This is a genomic window from Erythrobacter sp. HL-111, from assembly GCF_900105095.1.
Classification (GTDB): Bacteria; Pseudomonadota; Alphaproteobacteria; order Sphingomonadales; family Sphingomonadaceae; genus Erythrobacter.
This window is the reverse complement of record NZ_LT629743.1, coordinates 2,801,443-2,820,943: the sequence shown is the minus strand read 5'-3', so window position 1 is coordinate 2,820,943 and position 19,501 is coordinate 2,801,443. Positions and strand designations below refer to the sequence as shown.

Annotated in this window: 21 protein-coding genes and 1 pseudogene; 15 read left to right on the top strand and 7 right to left on the bottom strand. The window is 64.9% G+C overall.

Annotation, left to right across the window (positions count from 1 at the left end; genetic code table 11):
• Positions 1-26: 26 nt before the first annotated feature.
• Genes BLU08_RS13300 through secE form a run of 3 tightly spaced genes read right to left on the bottom strand, consistent with a single transcriptional unit; the run spans position 27 to position 1,459 of the window.
• A complete protein-coding gene (locus tag BLU08_RS13300) occupies positions 27-587 on the bottom strand; it encodes a septal ring lytic transglycosylase RlpA family protein (RefSeq protein ID WP_233995993.1) in 561 nt (186 codons plus the stop codon).
• Positions 588-645: 58 nt separating this feature from the next.
• The gene (nusG, locus tag BLU08_RS13295) at positions 646-1,182 is read right to left on the bottom strand and encodes a transcription termination/antitermination protein NusG (RefSeq protein ID WP_090200184.1); all 537 of its coding nucleotides are present in this window, start codon (positions 1,180-1,182) and stop codon (positions 646-648) included.
• Between the two features lie 55 nt (positions 1,183-1,237).
• Entirely contained in the window at positions 1,238-1,459 is a 222-nt protein-coding gene (gene secE / locus BLU08_RS13290) for a preprotein translocase subunit SecE (RefSeq protein ID WP_090200182.1), read from the bottom strand.
• A gap of 317 nt (positions 1,460-1,776) precedes the next feature.
• Here secE and BLU08_RS13285 point away from each other — a divergent pair, with 317 nt between their 5' ends.
• The gene (locus tag BLU08_RS13285) at positions 1,777-3,294 is read left to right on the top strand and encodes a sodium:alanine symporter family protein (RefSeq protein WP_090200180.1); all 1,518 of its coding nucleotides are present in this window, start codon (positions 1,777-1,779) and stop codon (positions 3,292-3,294) included.
• The gene (locus tag BLU08_RS13280) at positions 3,291-3,620 is read left to right on the top strand and encodes a hypothetical protein (protein WP_090200178.1); all 330 of its coding nucleotides are present in this window, start codon (positions 3,291-3,293) and stop codon (positions 3,618-3,620) included. The genes BLU08_RS13285 and BLU08_RS13280 overlap by 4 nt, the downstream gene beginning before the upstream one ends.
• 81 nt (positions 3,621-3,701) lie before the next feature.
• On the opposite strand, the gene BLU08_RS15345 is transcribed toward BLU08_RS13280, so the two are convergent.
• On the bottom strand, positions 3,702-3,851 hold the full coding sequence (locus BLU08_RS15345; RefSeq protein WP_172801038.1) for a hypothetical protein: 150 nt from the start codon (positions 3,849-3,851) through the stop codon (positions 3,702-3,704).
• Positions 3,852-4,185: 334 nt separating this feature from the next.
• Between BLU08_RS15345 and BLU08_RS13275 the strand changes: the two genes are divergently transcribed.
• Together BLU08_RS13275 and BLU08_RS13270 are read left to right on the top strand one after the other, a co-directional pair.
• Positions 4,186-4,539 (top strand): helix-turn-helix domain-containing protein, encoded by a 354-nt coding sequence (locus tag BLU08_RS13275; protein WP_090200176.1) that lies wholly within the window; start codon positions 4,186-4,188, stop codon positions 4,537-4,539.
• A gap of 44 nt (positions 4,540-4,583) precedes the next feature.
• Entirely contained in the window at positions 4,584-5,231 is a 648-nt protein-coding gene (locus BLU08_RS13270; protein ID WP_197676873.1) for an ImmA/IrrE family metallo-endopeptidase, read from the top strand.
• Between the two features lie 91 nt (positions 5,232-5,322).
• On the opposite strand, the gene istB is transcribed toward BLU08_RS13270, so the two are convergent.
• Positions 5,323-6,051: an IS21-like element helper ATPase IstB gene (gene istB / locus BLU08_RS13265; RefSeq protein ID WP_090193854.1), complete on the bottom strand. Its 729-nt coding sequence runs from the start codon at positions 6,049-6,051 to the stop codon at positions 5,323-5,325.
• Positions 6,038-7,552: an IS21 family transposase gene (gene istA, locus BLU08_RS13260; RefSeq protein WP_090193857.1), complete on the bottom strand. Its 1,515-nt coding sequence runs from the start codon at positions 7,550-7,552 to the stop codon at positions 6,038-6,040. Before istA ends, istB begins: the two co-directional genes overlap by 14 nt.
• A gap of 165 nt (positions 7,553-7,717) precedes the next feature.
• Here istA and BLU08_RS13255 point away from each other — a divergent pair, with 165 nt between their 5' ends.
• The 8 genes and pseudogenes from BLU08_RS13255 (at position 7,718) to BLU08_RS13225 (ending at position 14,162) form a co-directional block, all read left to right on the top strand.
• Positions 7,718-8,788 carry a hypothetical protein gene (locus BLU08_RS13255; RefSeq protein ID WP_197676872.1) on the top strand — a complete coding sequence of 357 codons (1,071 nt, stop codon included), beginning with the start codon at positions 7,718-7,720 and terminating at the stop codon, positions 8,786-8,788.
• Positions 8,785-9,291, top strand: coding sequence for a hypothetical protein (locus tag BLU08_RS13250; protein WP_090200174.1), 507 nt, complete (start codon positions 8,785-8,787; stop codon positions 9,289-9,291). The genes BLU08_RS13255 and BLU08_RS13250 overlap by 4 nt, the downstream gene beginning before the upstream one ends.
• Complete coding sequence (locus tag BLU08_RS13245; protein ID WP_090200172.1) at positions 9,288-9,962, top strand: hypothetical protein; 675 nt, start codon at positions 9,288-9,290, stop codon at positions 9,960-9,962. Before BLU08_RS13250 ends, BLU08_RS13245 begins: the two co-directional genes overlap by 4 nt.
• Positions 9,901-10,071: a hypothetical protein gene (locus BLU08_RS15665; protein WP_369816796.1), complete on the top strand. Its 171-nt coding sequence runs from the start codon at positions 9,901-9,903 to the stop codon at positions 10,069-10,071. Before BLU08_RS13245 ends, BLU08_RS15665 begins: the two co-directional genes overlap by 62 nt.
• A gap of 282 nt (positions 10,072-10,353) precedes the next feature.
• Positions 10,354-10,608 (top strand): plasmid stabilization protein, encoded by a 255-nt coding sequence (locus BLU08_RS13240; RefSeq protein WP_197676871.1) that lies wholly within the window; start codon positions 10,354-10,356, stop codon positions 10,606-10,608.
• Between the two features lie 11 nt (positions 10,609-10,619).
• Positions 10,620-11,051 (top strand): type II toxin-antitoxin system VapC family toxin, encoded by a 432-nt coding sequence (locus BLU08_RS13235; RefSeq protein WP_090200169.1) that lies wholly within the window; start codon positions 10,620-10,622, stop codon positions 11,049-11,051.
• Between the two features lie 5 nt (positions 11,052-11,056).
• Positions 11,057-13,517: pseudogene (gene hsdR / locus BLU08_RS13230) on the top strand (EcoAI/FtnUII family type I restriction enzme subunit R).
• 3 nt (positions 13,518-13,520) lie between these two features.
• Positions 13,521-14,162, top strand: a complete 642-nt coding sequence (locus BLU08_RS13225) for an N-6 DNA methylase (RefSeq protein ID WP_233995991.1) — start codon at positions 13,521-13,523, stop codon at positions 14,160-14,162.
• 130 nt (positions 14,163-14,292) lie between these two features.
• On the opposite strand, the gene BLU08_RS13220 is transcribed toward BLU08_RS13225, so the two are convergent.
• The gene (locus tag BLU08_RS13220) at positions 14,293-15,663 is read right to left on the bottom strand and encodes an IS1380 family transposase (protein ID WP_090193770.1); all 1,371 of its coding nucleotides are present in this window, start codon (positions 15,661-15,663) and stop codon (positions 14,293-14,295) included.
• Between the two features lie 120 nt (positions 15,664-15,783).
• Between BLU08_RS13220 and BLU08_RS13215 the strand changes: the two genes are divergently transcribed.
• Genes BLU08_RS13215 through BLU08_RS13205 form a run of 3 tightly spaced genes read left to right on the top strand, consistent with a single transcriptional unit; the run spans position 15,784 to position 19,501 of the window.
• Entirely contained in the window at positions 15,784-16,641 is an 858-nt protein-coding gene (locus BLU08_RS13215) for an N-6 DNA methylase (protein ID WP_304456030.1), read from the top strand.
• On the top strand, positions 16,638-18,314 hold the full coding sequence (locus BLU08_RS13210) for a restriction endonuclease subunit S (RefSeq protein WP_090200167.1): 1,677 nt from the start codon (positions 16,638-16,640) through the stop codon (positions 18,312-18,314). Before BLU08_RS13215 ends, BLU08_RS13210 begins: the two co-directional genes overlap by 4 nt.
• A complete protein-coding gene (locus tag BLU08_RS13205; RefSeq protein ID WP_157674561.1) occupies positions 18,311-19,501 on the top strand; it encodes a phospholipase D family protein in 1,191 nt (396 codons plus the stop codon). The genes BLU08_RS13210 and BLU08_RS13205 overlap by 4 nt, the downstream gene beginning before the upstream one ends.

The window sequence follows — 19,501 nt, the reverse complement described above, 5'->3', positions numbered from 1 at the left end:
GCGCCGAGCGCACGCTCCGGAAGGAATCAGTCGAGCTGCAGCGCCATGCGGACCTGCGCCACGCCCGTCCGCAGCAGGCCGATCTCGCGCGCGGCGGCGAAGGAGAGGTCGATCACGCGATTGCCGTGGAACGGGCCGCGGTCGTTGATCCTGACGACGACGCTTTCGCCATTGGCGGGATTGGTGACCCTGACCTTGCTGCCCAGCGGCAGGGTGCGGTGCGCGGCCGTGAGCTGTTCGGGGTCGAAAAGCTCCCCGCTCGCGGTCGGGTTGCCGGCGAGTTCGTTGCCGTAATAGCTCGCCGCGCCGCCGCCGATCGCCTCGCTCGCGGACGCCGCTTCGTCCGGATCGGGCAGGGCCTCGGGGGCCATCGCCTCGACGCTCACTCCGCCCTTGCCCAGCCGGACCATTTCGCGCGGCTCCTCGCGCGTCCACAGCATCGCGGCGAGCGCGATCGCCAGCAGAGCGAAGGCAGCCATGCCGAGCATCAGCAGCTGGCGCTGCGACCTGAGCCGCATGATTACGCGCAGCCGCTCGCGGCGGCTGGGCATGGCGCGGGAGGGCGTGGCGGAATCCGGCATGTTCATGCCGAATCAATGAGATGCGGGCAGCCGGGTTCCGATGAAGCCGGCGATGCCGACCGCCTTACTTGACCAGTTCGACCTGCTCGAAATCGAGTTCCACCGGCGTCGCGCGGCCGAAGATCGACACGCTGACCTTGACCTTGGCCTTGTCGAAATCGAGCTCCTCGACGACCCCGTTGAAGCTTGCGAAGGGGCCGTCCAGCACCTTGACCTGGTCGCCGATCTCGTAATCTACATGAACGTCCTTCTTGGGCGCGGCCTTGGCTTCCTCGACCCCGCCGAAATAGCGCGCCGCCTCCTTTTCGGAGATCGGCTGCGGCTTGTTCCCCGATCCGAGGAAGCCCGTCACCTTGGGCGTGTTCTTGACGAGGTGGTAAATGTCGTCGGTCATGTTGAGCTTGGCGAGGACGTAGCCCGGCATGAACTTGCGCTCGACCTGGACCTTCTTGCCGCGCTTGACCTCGGTCACGGTCTCGGTCGGGACCTCGATCTCCTCGACACCTTCGGACAGGCCGAGCCGTTCCGCCTCGGCGAGGATCGCTTCCTTCACCTTGTTCTCGAAACCCGAATAAGCGTGGATGATGTACCAGCGAGCCATTTATCGGTTCGTCCCGTATTGTGTGCGTTTGTTGTTGTGGCCCCCGGCGCAGCGGTCAGGCGAGCGTCAGGAGGAAATTGACGATGGCGTTGAACAGGCTGTCGACGCCGAGGAAGAAAAGCGAAAGCAGCACGGTCAGGATGAACACGAAGATCGCGGTGCGGACCGTTTCCTCGCGGGTGGGCCAGACGACCTTGGAGGTCTCCGTACGCACCTGGTTGACGAATTCGGCGACGCTGGTCTTGCGCTTTTTCGGTTCGGTCTTCGGTTCGGCCATTGCTGGGCGCCTTGAATTGCGGTGGAGGGAGGCGGAGGGGCCGCATCCCGAAAGTCTTTGAGGTAGGTTTCCGCGCCGCCCGGGACAAGGTCGCCGGAGGGGCTGGGAAAGCTGCCGATGTCGGAAAATCCCGACACGCATAGGCGCGTCGCCGGGGAAAGGCAAGCGGGCGCGTGCCCCGCCGACTGCTGACACCGCATTGCAACATTTGGGCTAGCCATGCCCGGTCCGCGCCCCTAGCGTGCGCCGCGTCGCGGACCGGGGATGCAAGACCGGGGCCGTTCACGGGGATACACGCTTTCAGGGGATAGCCGCCAATGGCTCCAGCGCCGTCCGGTCCAGACGCATGGATCGAGCCGATCACCAATGTTTCCGATTTCATCTGGGGAGGCACGTGGAAAGGCGAGGAGGTGATCGCCTTCCCGCCGATGACGATCATCCTGCTCGGCATCGGGCTGTGGATGATGATCGGTCTGCGGTTCTACCCCGTCGTCAAGCTGGGCAGCGCGTTCAAGGGACTGTTCGCGGGCCGCAAGGGCCAGGGCGCGGGCGAGATCAGCCCCTTCGCCGCGCTTTCGACCGCGCTTTCGGGACAGGTCGGGACCGGCAATCTCGCCGGAGTCGCGACCGCCATCGCGCTGGGCGGGCCGGGGGCGATCTTCTGGATGTGGATCACCGCCCTGTTCGGCATGGCGCTCGCCTTCGCGGAAGGCAGCCTTGCGATCCGCTATCGTGAAAGAACCAGCGACGGCACGCTGCGCGGCGGGCCGATGACCTACATCATGATGGGGCTCGGGCCGAAATGGACCTGGCTCGCCGTGATCTTCTGCCTCGGCACGCTGTTCTCCGCGCTCGTCACCGGCAATTCGATCCAGGCCAATGCGGTCGCCGACGGATTGAAGGAACTCTTCGGCATCGAGGAAGCGATCGGCGGGGCGATCGTCGCGGTGCTGGTGTTCGTCGTCATCATCGGCGGGATCAAGTCGATCGGCAGCGTCGCGGAGAAGGTCATCCCCTTCATGGCCGGGGCCTATGTCATCATGGCGGTCACCGCGCTGGTCCTCAATTTGGGCGACCTGCCCGAAACCTTCGGGCTGATCTTCCACGGCGCGTTCAATCCGCAGGCCGCGAGCGGCGGGTTTGCGGGCGCGGCGCTCATCATTGCGATCCGCGCAGGCGTCGCGCGCGGGCTGTTCTCGAACGAGGCCGGACAGGGCTCGACCGCGATCGCCCATGCCGTCGCGCAGACCAACGACCCCGAACAGCAGGGCCGCATGGCGATGCTCGGCACCTTCATCGACACGATCGTGATCTGCACCATGACCGCGCTCGTCATCCTCACCGTGCGCGGCGACTTCACCGCCGGGGGCGAAGCGGTGCTGCACGCCTGGCAATCGGACCGGGTCGGCTTCGAGATGACGAGCGGTGCCTTCGCCGCGGCCTTCCCGGTCGAACTGGCGGGCGTGTCGATCGGTACGCTCGTCGCGAGCGTCGCGCTGATCCTGTTCGTGTTCACGACCCTGCTGACCTGGAGCTATTACGGCGAGCGGGCGATCACCTTCCTCTACGATCGCATCCCGGGCTCGACCCGCAGCGGGGAACGTATCCTGCATATCATCTGGCGCGTGCTGTGGTGCGTGGTGATCTGGCTCGCCGCGGCGCAGCCTTCGGAACTGGTCTGGCGGCTGGGCGACATCTCGAACGCGGCGATGGCCCTGCCCAACCTCGTCGCGCTGCTGCTGCTGTCGGGCGTGGTGTTCAAGCTCGCGCAGGGGATCCGCGATGCCGGGCGCAACCACACCGCTGACACGCCCGAAGAGCCGCAGGAGTATTGAGGAAGGCGGCTTCCCCGGGAACGGCGACGCGAAGAGCGGCGCGGGCGCGCTGCCCCGCCTGTTCGGCGCGGATCGGCCGGGGGGACGCGGCGCACCGCGCGAACCGCAAGCCGTTCGAATGCGGCGCCTGCGCCGCCCGCCTGGTCAAGACCTCCGCCCGCCCCTTCGCCGTGGTGGCGGCCATCATCGCCTTGATCGCGTTCGAGGCGACGACCGGCGCGTGGTGGCCGAAGGCGGCAGCCTTCGTCGCCGTCGCCGCCGCCCTGGTGCGCGACGCTCGCCGGAACACGCCCATCGCACTGGCCGAGCCCGAGGCGGGTGCCTGAGAATGCGGAGATCCGGACGAAAAGCGCCCGGTCCCCGTCACCGAGAACCGGGCGCATCCCGTCATCGTGTCGGGCGCCGTGTCAGCCTGTTCCGAACAACCGCTCGAGCCAGCTCGGCTCGTGCATCGGCCGGATCGGGCCGTGCTTCGCCCGGCGTATCGCCGCATCGGTGTGGGGCCGCGGATTGGTCCAGCGGTCGGGGGCGCTCGTATGGATTCGAACAGCAGTCATCGGCGTTCATCTCCCTGATTTCGTTCGGTTTGCTTTCGCGTCCCATAACCAACAGGCACTGCGCGCTATCGTTCCCGGCCTTCCGCCGGGCAGCAGGCTGCGCCCGTGCGGAACGGACGGCGGATGACGGTCGGAAGGGAAATGGCAGCCGTTCCTGAACACGTATCGAACCATGTGCGCGGCGCCAGAGCCAGATTTCAGGCGCTTGCTTGAAGATAACCGAGAACTTCAGATTGCTGCCTGACGGCATGCCGGCCACCGTTTAGTGGATGGTTGACGAGCCTATCGAATCAAGTGTAGAGTGAACGCTAAACAGGAAGCGGAGACAGGAGCCATGACCAGCGGGAGGGAGAAGTTCGGGGCGTTTATTCGCCGCGAGCGTGAGGCGCGGGAGATCGGCTTGCGCGAGATGGCCAAGAAGATTGGGGTGAGCCCGACCTATATGTCGAAGGTGGAGCGCGACGAGTTCACGCCGCCGACTGAGGACAAGGTTCGGTCGATCGCGCAGATTCTCGAATGCGATCCGGACGAATTGCTGGCGATGGCGGGGCGCGTGCCATCCGATCTCGCCGACATCATCAAGCGGCATCCTGTCGAAATGTCGGCGCTGCTGCGAACCGCCGACGGTCTGAGCGCCGAGGACCTGGTCCGGCTTTCTCGGGAGGCAGGAAAGGCCAAGGGCAAGTGAAGCCACGGGGGCATGGCCCCACTGATGCAGATGAAGGATGACGGATGAGCCGATTTGTTCCCTATCTTGCCGAAGAGGCTATCGAGCGCGACGCCGCTTCCCTGATCGGCGAGTATGAGCGCGCTCGGGGCCTGACGATCGAGCCGCCCATCCCCGTTGAGGACATCGTGGAAAAGTACCTCAAGCTGCGGATCGAGTTTGACGACATGCACTCGCGCCACAATGTTCCACGCCCTCCGAACGGCCAGCCCGACATCCTTGGCGCAATCTACGGCGACGGCAGCATATTCATCGACGAAAGCCTCGATCCTGAGGAGAACCCCTCGCGGGAGGGCCGCTATCGCTTCACGCTGGCCCACGAGGGCGGCGGGCACTGGCGGCTGCATCAGCACCTGATCGTGCAGGATACGGCGCAGACGTCTTTCCTTGATGCCGCGAGCGAACCCAAGTTCATCTGTCGGTCGAGCGAGGCAAAGGAGCGAGTGGAATGGCAGGCCGATTTCTATGCCTCCTGCCTGCTGATGCCGCGCAAGATGGTCTTTGCCGCATGGGACGAGTTCTTTCCTGACCGGAAGCAGCGGGTCCTCCAACCGGAAACGCCAGTCGCGCACTCCTTCTGTCAATCGGCGTTCAATCGGGACCCCCTATCGGCGCGCAAAAGGGACCCCTCTGCGGTTGCGAGGATCGGTTGACGCTGGGCGCGGTTTTCGCGCTGCTGGCGGCGTAGGGAGGGCGTAGCCCGACCGGAGGCGTCAGCAGCGCGAAGTCGGTTTTCTGATCGGGTCAGCTGCGGTTTTTGAAGCGCCAGCTGTCGTTGCCGGTCTCGACGATATCGCAATGGTGGGTGATGCGGTCGAGCAGCGCGGTGGTCATCTTGGGATCGCCGAAGACGGTGGGCCACTCGCCGAAGGCGAGGTTGGTGGTGATGATCACCGAGGTCTGCTCGTAGAGTTTGCTGATCAGATGGAACAAGAGCTGCCCGCCTGATCGGGCGAACGGCAGATAGCCCAGTTCATCGAGCACCACGAGATCGAGCCTGCCGAGCTGGGCGGCGATGGCGCCAGCCTTGCCGATGCGAGCTTCTTCCTCGAGCCGGGTGACGAGATCGACCGTATTGAAGTAGCGCCCGCGAGCGCCAGCACGCACGACGCTGGCGGTGATCGCGGTGGCCAGATGGGTCTTGCCCGTCCCGGTGCCGCCGATGAGCACGATGTTGCGGCGACCGGGCAGGAACGAACCTGCGTGCAGGGAGCGCACCAGCTCTTCGTTGATCGGGGTGCCCTCGAACGCGAAGGCGTCGAGGTCCTTGATTACAGGCAGCTTGGCTGCGGTCATGCGGTAACGGATCGAGGCGGCATGACGATGCGCGGCTTCGGCGCGCAGCAGGTCGGTCAGGATCTCGTGGGTCGTGCGCTTGCGCTGCAGCCCGGTGGTGACCGCCTCGTCGAACGCGCCGGCCATGCCCTTGAGGCCGAGTGCGCGCATCGCCTCGATCATCTCATGCCGCTGCATCAAGGCCTCGCACCGTATCGTAGCGCGCGCAGTCCGCGATCGGCGGATGGTTGAGCTTGAGATCGACGACCACGTCCAGGGGGCGCTCGGATGGCGGGTCCCGGTATCGGGCCAGGATGTTGAGGATGACCTCGTCGCTGACGGCGCCGGCATCGAGCGCCTCCCGGACCGCGGCCTCGACCGCTTCGAGGCCATCGGTCATTATGGCTGCCAGCACGCGCACGAAGCGGCGGTCGGCTTCATCACCGCTGCCCAGCTTGCGCCGCAACCGCGTCAGTGCCGGTGGCAGGTCCCACCCCTGGAAGGGTGCGCCGTTCCGCAGAGCGCCGGGCTTGTTGGCCAGAACGGGCAGGTAATGCCAGGGATCATAGATCGTCCGGTCGCGGCCGAAGTGCCGGGCATGCTCTGCGATTACCTCGTCGCCGAGGCGCACGACGATGCGGTCGGCATAGGCGCGGACCTGGACGGCCCGCCGCGCCGCCTTGGCCATGACCGAGTAGCGGTTGCGGTCGAAGCTGATCAGGCAGGTGCCGGTCACGGCATGCGCGGTCTCATGGAAGCCATCGAACGGTGCCAGCATCGGCTGCAGGGCTGGCCGTTCGAGCTCCAGCGCCTCGGCAACGGTCAGCTCCTTCTGCTCGGGATGCGCGTGCGTTGCGGCCCATCTCAGGCACTCAGCTTCCAGCCACCCGTTGAGCTCCTCGATGCTGGCAAAGCGCAGGCGAGGCTGGAAGAAGCGGCCTCGGATGGTCTGAACCTGGTGTTCAACCTGACCCTTCTCCCACCCCGCCGCCGGGGAGCAGGCCGTGGGCTCGACCATGTAATGATCGGCCATGACCAGAAAGCGGCGGTTGAACACCCGCTCCTTGCCGACGAACACGGTGGTAACCGCGGTCTTCATGTTATCGTAGATGCCGCGCAGGGGCACGCCGCCGAAGAAGGCAAAGCCCCGCGCATGGGCGTCGAACACCATCTCCTGCGTCTCGCGCGGATAGGCCCTGACGTAGACCGCGCGCGACGCGCACAGCCGCATCTGCGCCACCTTCACCCGCATCGGCTTGCCCGCGATCTCCACATCCTCGTGGCTCCAGTCGAACTGGTAGGCCTCGCCAGGCTTGAACATGAGCGGGATGAAGGCAGGCGCCCCATCACCCGCATCCTTGCGCCGCGCTTCCGTCCAGCGCCGGGCGTAACGTCGGACCGCGTCGTAAGAACCTTCGAACCCCTCACGGCAAAGCAGATCATGGATCCGGGTCATGCGCAGCCGATCGCGCCGGGGCCGGGCCTCGTTCTCCGTCAGCAGCACGTCGAGCCGCTCCTGAAACGGTCCAAGCCGGGGCAGCGGCTGAACCGTGCGGCGATAATCAAATGCGCCTTCCGGCGCTCGGATCGCCTTGCGCACCACCTTGCGCGACAACCGCAGATCCCGCGCAATCGCCTTGATCGCCTTCCCGCCCGCGTGCTCCCGCCGAATCCGAACAACCGTCTCCACAACCAACATCCCGATCTCACCACCTGGAAAACCAGGCAGCCTGCTACACCATCAGAATGAGGGGTCCCTTTTAGACGCCGATCACCCCGCTAACGGGGTCCCTTTTGCACGCCGTTCCACAAATCCACCTTCTCGGCGATCCTGCGGGCGCTGCTCGATCCCAATACCGCGCCGTTGCGCGCCCTGCCGCGCGAGGACCGCGACCTTTTCATCGCCGCCAGCAACGGCCATGTGCTTGCGTTTGACAACGTGTCGGGCCTGCCAGCGTGGATTTCGGATACGCTCTGCCGATTGGCCACCGGCGGCGGCTTCGCAGTGCGCCAGCTCTACACCGACCAGGATGAGGTGCTGTTCGACGCCGCACGCCCGGTGATCCTCAACGGCATCGAGGACATCGTGACCCGGCCCGACCTTGCCGACCGCGCGGTGTTCCTGACGCTGGAGCCGATCCCAGAAGAGCGCCGCCGACCCGAGGCGGAATTGTGGGCGGCATTCGAGGCGGAACGCGGGCGTATCTTCGACGTCCTGCTCGACGCGGTGGTGGAGGGCCTGAAGCGTCTGCCCGACACGCATCTGCCCAAGTTGCCGCGCATGGCCGATTTCGCGCTCTGGGCCTCGGCCTGCGAGACCGCGATTTGGCCTGCTGGCACATTCTGGTCGGCCTATTGCGGCAACCGGGACGAGGCCGTCGAGGGCGTTATCGACGCCGATCCGGTCGCCGCCGCGGTGCGCGCCGTCATGTTGGAGCGGACGGAGTGGACGGGAACAGCCTCCGATCTTCTGGGCGCCCTTGGAGAAGCGGCGGGCGAACGCATCGCCAAATCCAAGACCTGGCCCGACAGTCCCCGCGCGCTTTCGGGACGGCTGCGGCGCGCCGCCACTTTCCTGCGCAAGATCGGCATCGAGGTGTTATTCGAGCGCGAAGGCCGGGCGCGGACCCGTATCATCCGCATCACCGCCGCAGGCGCGGAATTGGTGCCGGAACGCGGCGGGGTGCAACCGTCCGCACCGTCCGCACCGTCCGCGCCAAGGCCGAAATCCGTTCCTGACAACGACTTCGCGGCACCTGACCCGCGGACGGTCGCCAACGATGCGGACGGTTGTGCGAGCCGGAAGGTCGATAGCGTCCGCGCTAACCCTTTGAAATCCAATTGCCGGGACGATGCAGACGGTGCGGACGCAAACCGCGCTGCTCATTCCGAGCCGGAAAAAATGGCAGCCACCAGCTGGAGGGCACGGCTATGAGCGCCGCGAACGCCTTGCGGGCCGCCCGCGATGCAGGAATCGGCTTGCATGTTGATGGCGTGGATCTGGTTCTGGAAGCATCTGCACCGCCGCCCGCCGCTGTCCTCGATCTGCTGACCCGCCACAAGGCGGACCTGATCGTGCTCTTGCGACCCGGCGATGACGGCTGGTCGGCCGAGGATTGGCAGGCGCATTTCGATGAGCGCGCCGGCATCGCCGAGTTTGACGGCGGGCTGCCGCGCCCAGACGCGGAGACCCTGGCTTTCGAATGCTGCATCGTCGAATGGCTGAACCGCACCTTCGAGCGCTCGCCGCCCGGCAGGTGCTTCGCCTGCGGAGGTGGCGATAGCGCCCACGACGCCCTGCTTCCGCACGGCGTCGAGCCGACCGGCCATGTCTGGCTGCATTCGCGCTGCTGGCCTGCATGGCATGCGGGCAGAAGGGCAGATGCGGTCACCGCCCTCAAGGCCATGGGGATTGAAGACAGGAGCAAAGGGACATGACGAAGAGCAAGGCAAAGAAGGCCAATGAACCGACGACCGTTGTCGCCAATGATCCGGAGGACCGGAAGGGCGCGCTCAAGATGATCGGGGGATCGCAGTCCGACCACTGGAACAACACGCTGGCCAACCAGGCGGTGCAGGCGCTGTGGGTGAAGAACTCGGATGCGACGGAACGGGACCGCCAGTTGAGCGCCACTGTCGCCGGGCTGGCCGGAATTGGCCCGAAGGATGAACTGGAAGGCATGATGGCGGCGCAGCTGATCGCGGCTCACAACGCCGCGATGGAATGCTACCGCCGCGCCATGATCGGGGAGCAAACCTTCGAGGGCAGGCGCGAAAACCTCAACCAGGCGAACAAGCTGTCCCGCACCTGGGCGACGTTGCTCGACGCACTGAACAAGCATCGCGGCAAGGGCCAGCAGAAGGTGACGGTCGAGCATGTCCATGTTCACGCGGGCGGCCAGGCGGTGGTCGGGACCGTCGAGCGGCCGGGGGGTGGGGATCAGACGAAAATGGAGGAACAACCCCATGCAAAGCAGATTGCCCATGCACCTGAGCCCGCGCTGTGGGGCTCGGACGCGGAAAGGGACGCCGTGCAGGTCGCCCGCGATGGCGAACGGCCGCTGCCGGATGCACGGGGGAAAGTCTCCGGGCGCGCCGACCGGGAATGACAATGCGCGCAAGCACGGTCTCTACACCGCGGACGCCATCTCCGAGCGACGAAAGCTGGCGGCGCTCCTGCGCTCCATGCAAGGTGTCATCGAAGAGGTGGATGGATAATGGGCATCTCTCGCGGTTCCTCCCGGAGGATTCCGAATGCGGGGAGCCCAGGCGCAAGGCCGCTACAGCGTGGCAGCTGACATCGCCTAAACTTAACCACGCCCTGAGGAAATTGGCGGTTCCTTCTTGGCGATATTCCTATGCTGGCGGGCGGAGCGCGGGACATCGCCAGCGACTGGCTTCCTTTTTTGGGAATCCATCGGAATCCGGAATCCAGCCTGTCCACGCTGGACGATCTCGGTTGATTGCACTGCAATCAGCGCCTAATCTCACACGAAGCCGATGGAGGGCATCATGGCCAGCATCACGATTCGAAATCTCGACGACACGTTGAAGCGCAGTCTGCGCATCCGCGCGGCCGAGCACGGCCGCTCGATGGAAGAGGAGGCGCGGGAAATCCTGCGCCAGGCAGTCGGCAGACGGGCGCCGCCCGAAAACCTTGGTGAAGCCATTCATCGCCGCTTTGCAGCCCTGGGCGGAGTGGACCTCGATCTGCCGCCCCGCGAGCCGATGCCCGAGCCCCCGCGCTTCGATTGATGCAGGCAGCCATGATCCTGATCGACACCAATGTCATCTCCGAACTTATGCGGTCGAAACCCGCCCCGGCCGTGCTGGACTGGTTCGGACATCAAGACGCCGCCGCCCTTCATCTCAGCGCGGTGGGGGAGGCCGAGTTGCGGCGTGGTGCGGTGATCCTGCCGGAGGGCAAGCGCCGCGAGCGCCTGATTGCAGAGATCGACGCCATGGTTGGCGAAGACTTCGCGGGACGGGTGCTGCCGTTCGACAGCGCCGCGGCAAAAGCCTTCGCCGACATCTTCGCCGACCGCCGCGCCGCGGGTCGGCCGATCAGCTTCCCTGACTGCCAGATTGCGGCCATAGCCCGCGCCTGCGGTGCTGCCATGGCAACCCGGAACGTCGGCGATTTCGAGGGCTGCGGTGTCGAGGTGATTGATCCATGGCAGCATCCGGAGGGCGGCTGACCGGTATGGACAAGCGAAGCCTCACCGAGCGCGATATCTGCACCAAGTTCATCCTGCCTGCCGTCAAGCGCGCAGGCTGGGACGAGATGGTGCAGGTTCGGGAGGAGGTCTATTTCACCAAGGGCCGCATCATCGTGCGCGGCAAGCTGGTGACGCGCGGCAAGGCGAAGAAGGCCGACTTTGTTCTCTACTACAAGCCGAACATTCCGATCGCGCTGATCGAGGCGAAGGACAACTCCCGCAGCGTCGGCGACGGCATGCAGCAGGCGCTCGACTATGCCGAAACGCTGAAGATCCCCTTCGTCTTCAGTTCGAACGGCGACGGCTTCGTATTCCATGACCGCACCGGGCGCGAGCACACCGCGCGAGGCGAACCTCGGCCTCGACGCCTTCCCGTCACCCGCCGACCTGTGGGCGCGCTTTCGCTCCTGGAAAGGACTGGACGGCGCATCCGAGGAGATCGTTCTTCAGGACTACCACGACGACGGCAGCGGCAAGGAGCCGCGCTACTATCAGGTGAATGCCGTCAACGCCACGATCGAGGCCATCGCCAAGGGACAGGACCGGGTTCTGCTGGTCATGGCGACCGGCACGGGCAAGACCTACACGGCATTCCAGATCATCTGGCGGCTGTGGAAATCGCGGCGCTGGAACCCCGAAGGCAACAAGCGCATCCTGTTCCTCGCCGACCGCAATGTGCTGATCGACCAGACCATGGTGAACGATTTCCGCCCCTTTGGTGCGGCAATGGCGAAGCTTTCAACCAATGCCAAGACCATCGAACGGCAGGACGGAGACTCGGTCGACCTGACGCTGGCGCTCGACAGGAAACGCCGCATCGACACCGCCTTCGAGGTCTATCTCGGCCTCTATCAGGCGATCACTGGACCGGAAGAGCGGCAGAAGCTGTTCAAGGAGTTCTCGAAGGACTTCTTCGACCTGATCGTGATCGACGAATGCCATCGCGGCAGCGCCGCCGAGGATTCCGCCTGGCGTGAAATTCTGACCCATTTTTCCGGTGCGACGCAGATCGGCCTGACCGCCACGCCGAAGGAGACGAAATACGTCTCCAATACGGAATATTTCGGCGAGCCTGTATTCACCTATTCGCTGAAGCAGGGCATCAGCGACGGATTTCTGGCGCCTTACAAGGTCATCAAGGTTCACATCGACCGGGATGTGGAAGGCTATCGGCCGGAAAAGGGCCAGTTGGACCGCGACGGCAACGAGGTCGAGGACCGCATCTACAACGCCAAGGATTTCGACCGCACTTTGGTTCTGGACGATCGCACCCTTCTGGCGGCTAAAAAGATCACGGCCTTCCTCAAGGAGAGCGGCGATCGCTACCAGAAGACCATCGTGTTCTGCGTCGATCAGGAACACGCCGCCCGCATGCGTCAGGCGCTGATCAACGAGAACGCCGATCTGGTGGCCGAGAACGCGCGCTATGTCATGCGGATCACCGGCAGCGACAAGGAGGGCCAGGACCAGCTCGGCAACTTCATCGACCCGGAATCGAAGTGGCCCGTGCTGGTCACGACCTCGCGCCTGCTGTCCACCGGCGTCGATGCGCAGACCTGCCGCCTGATCGTGCTCGACCGCGAAATCGGCTCGATGACCGAGTTCAAGCAGATCGTCGGACGCGGAACCCGCGTGCACGAGGACACCAGGAAGTTCTATTTCACGCTGATCGATTTCCGTGGCGCGACCGCGCATTTTGCGGACCCGGATTTCGACGGCGACCCGGTGCAGATTTACGCGCCAGGCGCGGATGACCCGATGACGCCGCCCGACGAGGAACCAGCAACGCCCGAGGGCGAGGACGCGATTCCGCCGACGCCGGATGAGGACAAGACCATCGTCGATCAGCCCGGCCTGCCGCTGCCGACGGGCGATCCCGTGCGCAAGATCTACGTCGATGGCGTCGGCGCCCGCATCATCGCCGAGCGGGTGGAATATCTCGACGAGAACGGCAAGCTTGTCACCGAATCCCTGCGCGATTTCACCAAGAACGCCCTGAGGAAACGCTTCGCCAGCCTCGACGAGTTTCTGAAACGCTGGAACGCCGCCGAGCGCAAGCAGGCCATCGTCGAGGAACTGGAGGCCGAAGGTTTAGCCCTCGATGCCATCGCTGACGAGCTTGGAAAAAATCTCGATCCGTTCGACCTGATCTGCCATGTCGCCTTCGACGCCAAGCCCCTCACGCGCCGCGAACGGGCCGAGAACGTGAAGAAGCGCGACGTGTTCACCAAATACGGGCCGCAAGCTCGTGCCGTCCTTGATGCGCTGCTGGAGAAGTACCGCGACGAGGGCGTCCTCAATCTCGACGACGCTAACGTGCTGAAGGTTACTCCCTTCACCGACATGGGCAGCGTCGTTCAACTCATCAACGCGTTCGGCGGCAAGGCGGGCTTCGAAAAGGCCGTCCATGAATTGCAGGACGCGCTCTACCAGGAGACCGCCTGAACCATGATCGTCCGCACCACCGTAAAATCCATTCAGGACATCATGCGCCAGGACGTGGGCGTCGATGGCGATGCCCAGCGCATCAGCCAGCTCACATGGCTGTTCTTCCTCAAAATCATCGACGATCAGGATCAGGAACTCGAAATCACGCGGGACGATTACCGCTCGCCCATCCCCGAGCGTTTCCAGTGGCGGAACTGGGCGGCAGATCCCGAAGGGATCACGGGACAGGCCATGCTCGATTTTGTCAACGACGAGCTGTTTCCGGCCCTAAAGGGCCTCCAGGTCTCGGCTAAGCCGGGCGACCGCCGCCGCGTCGTGCGCGATGTGTTCGAGGATGCCTACAACTACATGAAATCCGGCCAGCTGCTTCGGCAGGTTGTCAACAAGATCAATCAGGTTGATTTCAACAATCTCGACGAACGCCGCCACTTCGGCGAGTTCTACGAGCAGCTGCTCAACGACCTGCAGTCGGCGGGCAATGCGGGGGAATACTATACGCCGCGCGCCGTCACCTCCTTCATGGTCCAGATGATAGACCCGCATCCGGGCGAGACGCTGTTCGACCCCGCCTGCGGCACCGGCGGCTTCCTAACCTCTCTTATTCACGGCGATGCGGTTGGGCGCCTCTCGGCGCGAGCTTGACGCCACTGCTGCGTGCGGCGGCGTAGAGCGGGCGTGCGGCACCGCTGGCGTCTGTTTCACCGCGCTGTGATCGATGGGCTTTTCTGGTTGAAGGACTTGGCTCGGGGTTTCTGCGGCACTGCCGCGCCCGCTACGTCGGCGCAGGCTTGAGCGCGAGAACGATGGCACGCATCAGATCGGCATCGGGGCACGCAGAGGCGAACGCTACGCGGATTCGGGTGGCGCTTTCCATGACGCGGGCAGCAACCTTGAGCAGCCGCAGGCGCAGGGTCGTAAACTCGGCTTTTGCCAGAGCGGTGGTCTTTGGGATCGCCTGCTGAACGCGCCACAGCAGCCAGTAGGCAGCGGTGTGCAGGATCAGGCGCATCTGGTTGGCGTTCGCCGACCGGCACGAGGTGCGGTCACTGGCCAGCTGGGTCTTGTGCAGCTTGATCAAGTTCTCGGCCTGCCCGCGCGCACAGTAGAGCGTGTCATAGATGTATTCAGCCGAGCCTTGGGTTAGCGATGTGACGACATAGCGGATATCCATGCCCAGCGTGCTGGCCTCGATCCTGGCGACGACGCGGCGCTGGCGGTTCCAGCTCTTCGCGCCGTAGCGGGTCTCGGCATAGCTGCGCAGGACCGGGAGTTGGCACTCGGCGCGGCGGACCGCGCAGGCATCGGCGGCAGTGACGATAACCGGATCAGCGCGCAGCGCGGCGTTGGTCGGCAGACCGAACACGTAATCGACATGGGCCGCCTCGCAGAAGGCCATGACCTCGGGCCGTCCATAATGCCCGTCACCGCGGATGGTGATGTGGGTATCAGGCCAGTGGCGGCGAAGATGGCGCACCAGACGCCGGATATGCCCTGCCGCCTCCTTGCCAGAAGGCGTCTTGCCCGTGCGCAGCAGCATCGCCACCGGCCGGCCCGTTGCCGTGTCGTAGACATGGATCGGCAGGAAGCAGCGCTCCCCATGATGTCCGTTCCAGAAGGAGAGTTGCTGATAGCCGTGCACGACGTCGCAGGTGTCATCGATATCCAGCGTCACCGCCGCCGGCGGAGTGGGGTAGCTGGCGCAGTAGATGTCGATCATGATCCCCAGCATCTTTGCCAGCTCGCGCGTGCTCGGCGCATTCTCCCAGCGGCTCATCGTCGGTTGGCTGGCCAACCCCGCACCCGATCCCGGCAGCTTGCCCAGCGCAAGGCGGAAGCCCGGATCATCGCGCAGAGCGTCGAGATCATCGGCATCCTCATAGCCGCAGGCGATCGCGAACATCCGCGCGCGCAGGATATCTTCAAGCCGATGAACCACCCGAGCAGGATCGCGCGGATCGGCAATACACGCCGCAAGCCGCTGGCAGAGCCCCATCATGCGCTCGGCCTGAGCCAGCACCAGGACCCCGCCATCCGAGGTCAGCCTGCCGCCGTCAAACGCAGCTGTGACCTTCTTGCCGCGCACTGCTGGAAACGAAAATACGGACGCGCTATCATCGCATCCGGCGGGTGTGGTCTGTGGCATATTTTGCCCCGTTGCAGGTCTGGCTTAAGCAACCACATTCCTACAACAATGCAAATGCTTACGCCACTCCCGCCAACCCGTCAGACCACCGCCGGTGAATAATCCGGGCTAACCTGCGCCATACGCCACATGGAGGAGAAGTACGTCCGCACGCCTGCGCAGCGCGAGACGATGCAGGCAGGGTTGCTTGCTGTCGAGAAAAAGCAGCTTCCCCATATGCTCTGCGTCACCAACATGCTGCTCCACGGCATCGAGGACCCGTCCTTCGTACGCCACGACAATACGTTGGCCCGGCCGTTGATATCGTGGGGTAAGGACGAGAGGGTGGACATCGTGCTGACCAACCCGCCCTTCGGCGGGCGCGAGGAGGACGGGATCGAGTCCAACTTCCCGCAGCACTTCCGCACCCGCGAAACCGCCGACCTCTTCCTCGCCCTGATCATCCGCCTCCTGAAACCGGGCGGCCGCGCGGCCGTGGTCCTGCCCGACGGCTCGCTCTTCGGCGAGGGCGTCAAGACCCGGCTCAAGGAACACCTGATGGCGGAATGCAACCTCCACACCATCGTGCGCCTGCCGAACTCGGTCTTCCGCCCCTACGCCTCGATCGGCACCAACCTGTTGTTCTTCGAGAAGGGCGCGCCCACGCAGGACATCTGGTTCTGGGAACACCAGGTGCCAGAGGGGCAGAAGGCCTATTCCATGACCCGGCCCATCCGGCTGGAGCATCTGGCCGACTGCGCCGCCTGGTGGGGCGGGCCGCGGCGCGAGGGGCGGGAGGAGAATGACCGCGCCTGGAAGGTCAGCGCCGAGGAGGTGAAGGCCCGCGGCTACAACCTCGACATCAAGAACCCGCACACGGTGGCCGAGGATCACGGCGATCCCGAGACGCTGCTGAAGGACCTGACCAAAGCCGAGGCCGAGGTGGCGGCGCTCCGCGACCAGGTGAAGGCGATCCTGTCCGAGGCGCTCGCAAGATGAATGCGGAAAGGCTGCTCGCCCTCTACGAAAAGGTGGCCGAGGCGCCCGACGCGGTGCCCCGCCTGCGCCGCTTCGTGCTGGACCTCGCCGTGCGAGGCAAGCTGGTGCCGCAGGAGGCGGGCGACGAACCGGCGTCGGAATTGCTGAAGCGGATTGCTGCTGAGAAGGCGCGGCTGGTAAAGGCGGGAGAGATCAGGAAGAAGGCTGCGCAGAACCCGAAGATGGTCGAGCCGCCGCACGAGCTTCCCTCGAACTGGCGCTGGGTCTCGCTCGGAACCGTATTCCTTTACGATGCAGGCGCGAAGCGCGAACCCAAGTCGCTGGACCCTTCGCTCTGGCTCCTTGAACTGGAAGACATTGAGAAGGAGACGGGACGGCTTGTTGCGCGCATCTCCGTCGCTGACCGCGAGTCGAAGAGCACGAAGTCCGAGTTTCAGGTCGGCGACATTCTCTACGGCAAGCTCCGGCCATACCTGACGAAGGTGCTTGTGGCGGATGCCCCCGGCTATTCGACAACGGAAATCGTGGCAATTCGCCCGTTCCTTCCGCTCTGCTCGGAGTATTGCGCGCTTGCGCTAAAGCGTCCGGCTTTCGTGGACTATGTCACCCGCCTCGGCCAAGGCACGAAGATGCCGCGTCTCCGCACGGAGGATGCTGTCGTTTCACCGTTCCCCCTCCCACCCCTCGCCGAGCAGCGGCGGATCGTGGCGAAGGTGGAGGAACTGATGGCGCTGCTGGACCGGCTGGAGGCGGCCCGCACCGCGCGCGAGGCCACCCGCGACCGGCTCACCGCCGCCAGCCTCGCCCGCCTGACCGCACACGACACGGATGCAGCGGACTTCCCGGCCCACGCCCGCTTCGCCCTCGCCGCGCTCCCCGCCCTCACCACCCGCCCCGACCAGATCAAACCCCTCCGCCAGACCATCCTCAACCTGGCCGTCCGCGGCAAACTGGTGGAACAGGACCCGACCGAAGAGCCAATCAAGCTTCCCCAATCCGGCGACGGAGACGGTCCGGAAGCGCTGCCGAGCGGATGGCGCTTCGCACGCCTCGGCCATCTGCTCGCGGAGAACACGCGTAACGGGTTCTCACGACGCCCAGACGATGCCGAGAACGGAGTTCCAATACTGCGCATTAGCGCCGGAACAGTCCGACAAGATGGTATTGTCGCCGAAGAAGAACACAAGCTTATTAGCGGAATTGATGACGCCACTCGCTTTCAATATGGCCTTCAACGCGGTGACCTCCTCGCATGCCGTTTCAACGGCAACAAGGCGTTCGTGGGCCGTCTGACGCTGTTCAATGACTACCTTCGCCTCGATCCGATCTATCCTGACAAGCTGATCCGCATTCGCTTGGATCGACGGCTTGCCTTGCCTGAGTTTATTCGCATGGCTGGCGAAAGCGATCTCGTCCGAGGTTGTATCGAGGTTTTCTGCGCAACCACGGTGGGAAACTGGGGGGTCAGTGCGTCAAACTTGAAGGAAGTGCCGTTTCCCCTCCCGCCCCTCGCCGAACAACACCGCATCGTGGCGAAGGTCGATGCCCTCATGGCCCTCTGCGACCGGCTGGAGGCCACCCTCACCACCACCGACACCACCCGCGCCCGCCTCCTCGAAGCCCTCCTCCACGAGGCGCTGACGTCGGCCGAGGAACGGGAGGCCGCGGCGTGACGGTCCGGCTGGTCGATGCGGGTTGGGGGCGGGAACTGACCGATGCCCTGCGCGCGGACGCCGGCGAGCTTCGGGTGATTTCACCTTTCATCAAGGCGGGCGCGCTCGACCGCCTGCTGTCCCTTAACCCCGGCAAGGTTCGGGTCATCACCCGGTTCAACCTCGCCGACTTCGCCGAGGGCGTCAGCGATGTCGCGGCGCTGAAGATGCTGCTCGACGCTGGCGCGCGGATCCGGGGCATCCGCAAGCTGCACGCCAAGCTCTACCTGTTCGGTGCCAGCCGGGCGGTCATCACCTCGGCCAATCTCACGAAGTCGGCGCTCGACAGCAACCACGAGTTCGGCCTGGTTGCCGAGGATGCGACGGTCATTGCGACCTGCCGCGCCTATTTCGACGATCTTTGGCGGCGCGGGAAAACCGACCTCGTGGCAGATCAGGTCGATACCTGGGCGGAAACCGTCACTCGCCACCGCGCCCTGGGCGGGCGTCCGGGCAACCGCGCGGGCCTTGGGGATTTCGGAGTCGATGCCGGCGTTACGGGGACGCCCCCCGTTCAGGTGCCGACAGCGGTCGCCGACGCGCCGCAGGCCTTTGTGAAATTCCTGGGGGAAAGTGACAATCGCGAGCCGCTGGATTGGCCCACCATAGCGGAGATCGAACGCGCCGGTTGTCACTGGGCCGTCGCGTATCCCGCCGCCAAGCGGCCGAGCGGGGTTCAGGACGATTCCGTCATTTTCATCGCCCGGCTGACCAGCGACCCGAACGACATTCGCATCTTCGGGCGCGCCGTCGGCATGAAACACCGGCCCGGCCGGGACGACGCGACACCCGCCGACATCGCGCACCGGCCGTGGAAGGAGAAATGGCCGCGATACATCCGCGTCCATCACGCCGAGTTCGTTGCGGGGACGATGGCCAACGGCGTTTCCTTGAACGAACTGATGGACACGTTGGGTGCGGACTCGTTCACGCCGACGCAGCGCAATGCGGCGCGCGGTGAAGGGAACACCAATCCGCGCCGGGCGTACCTACAACAGGCGGCCGTCGAGCTTTCAGCGGAGGGATTTTCCTGGCTCGGTGAACGGCTTCAGGCGGCGTTCGACGAGCATGGCATAGTTCCGCAGGAAACGCTCGATCAGCTGGACTGGCCGGTGCTGCCGGATATCGCGCCAGAGGGCGGTGGCTGA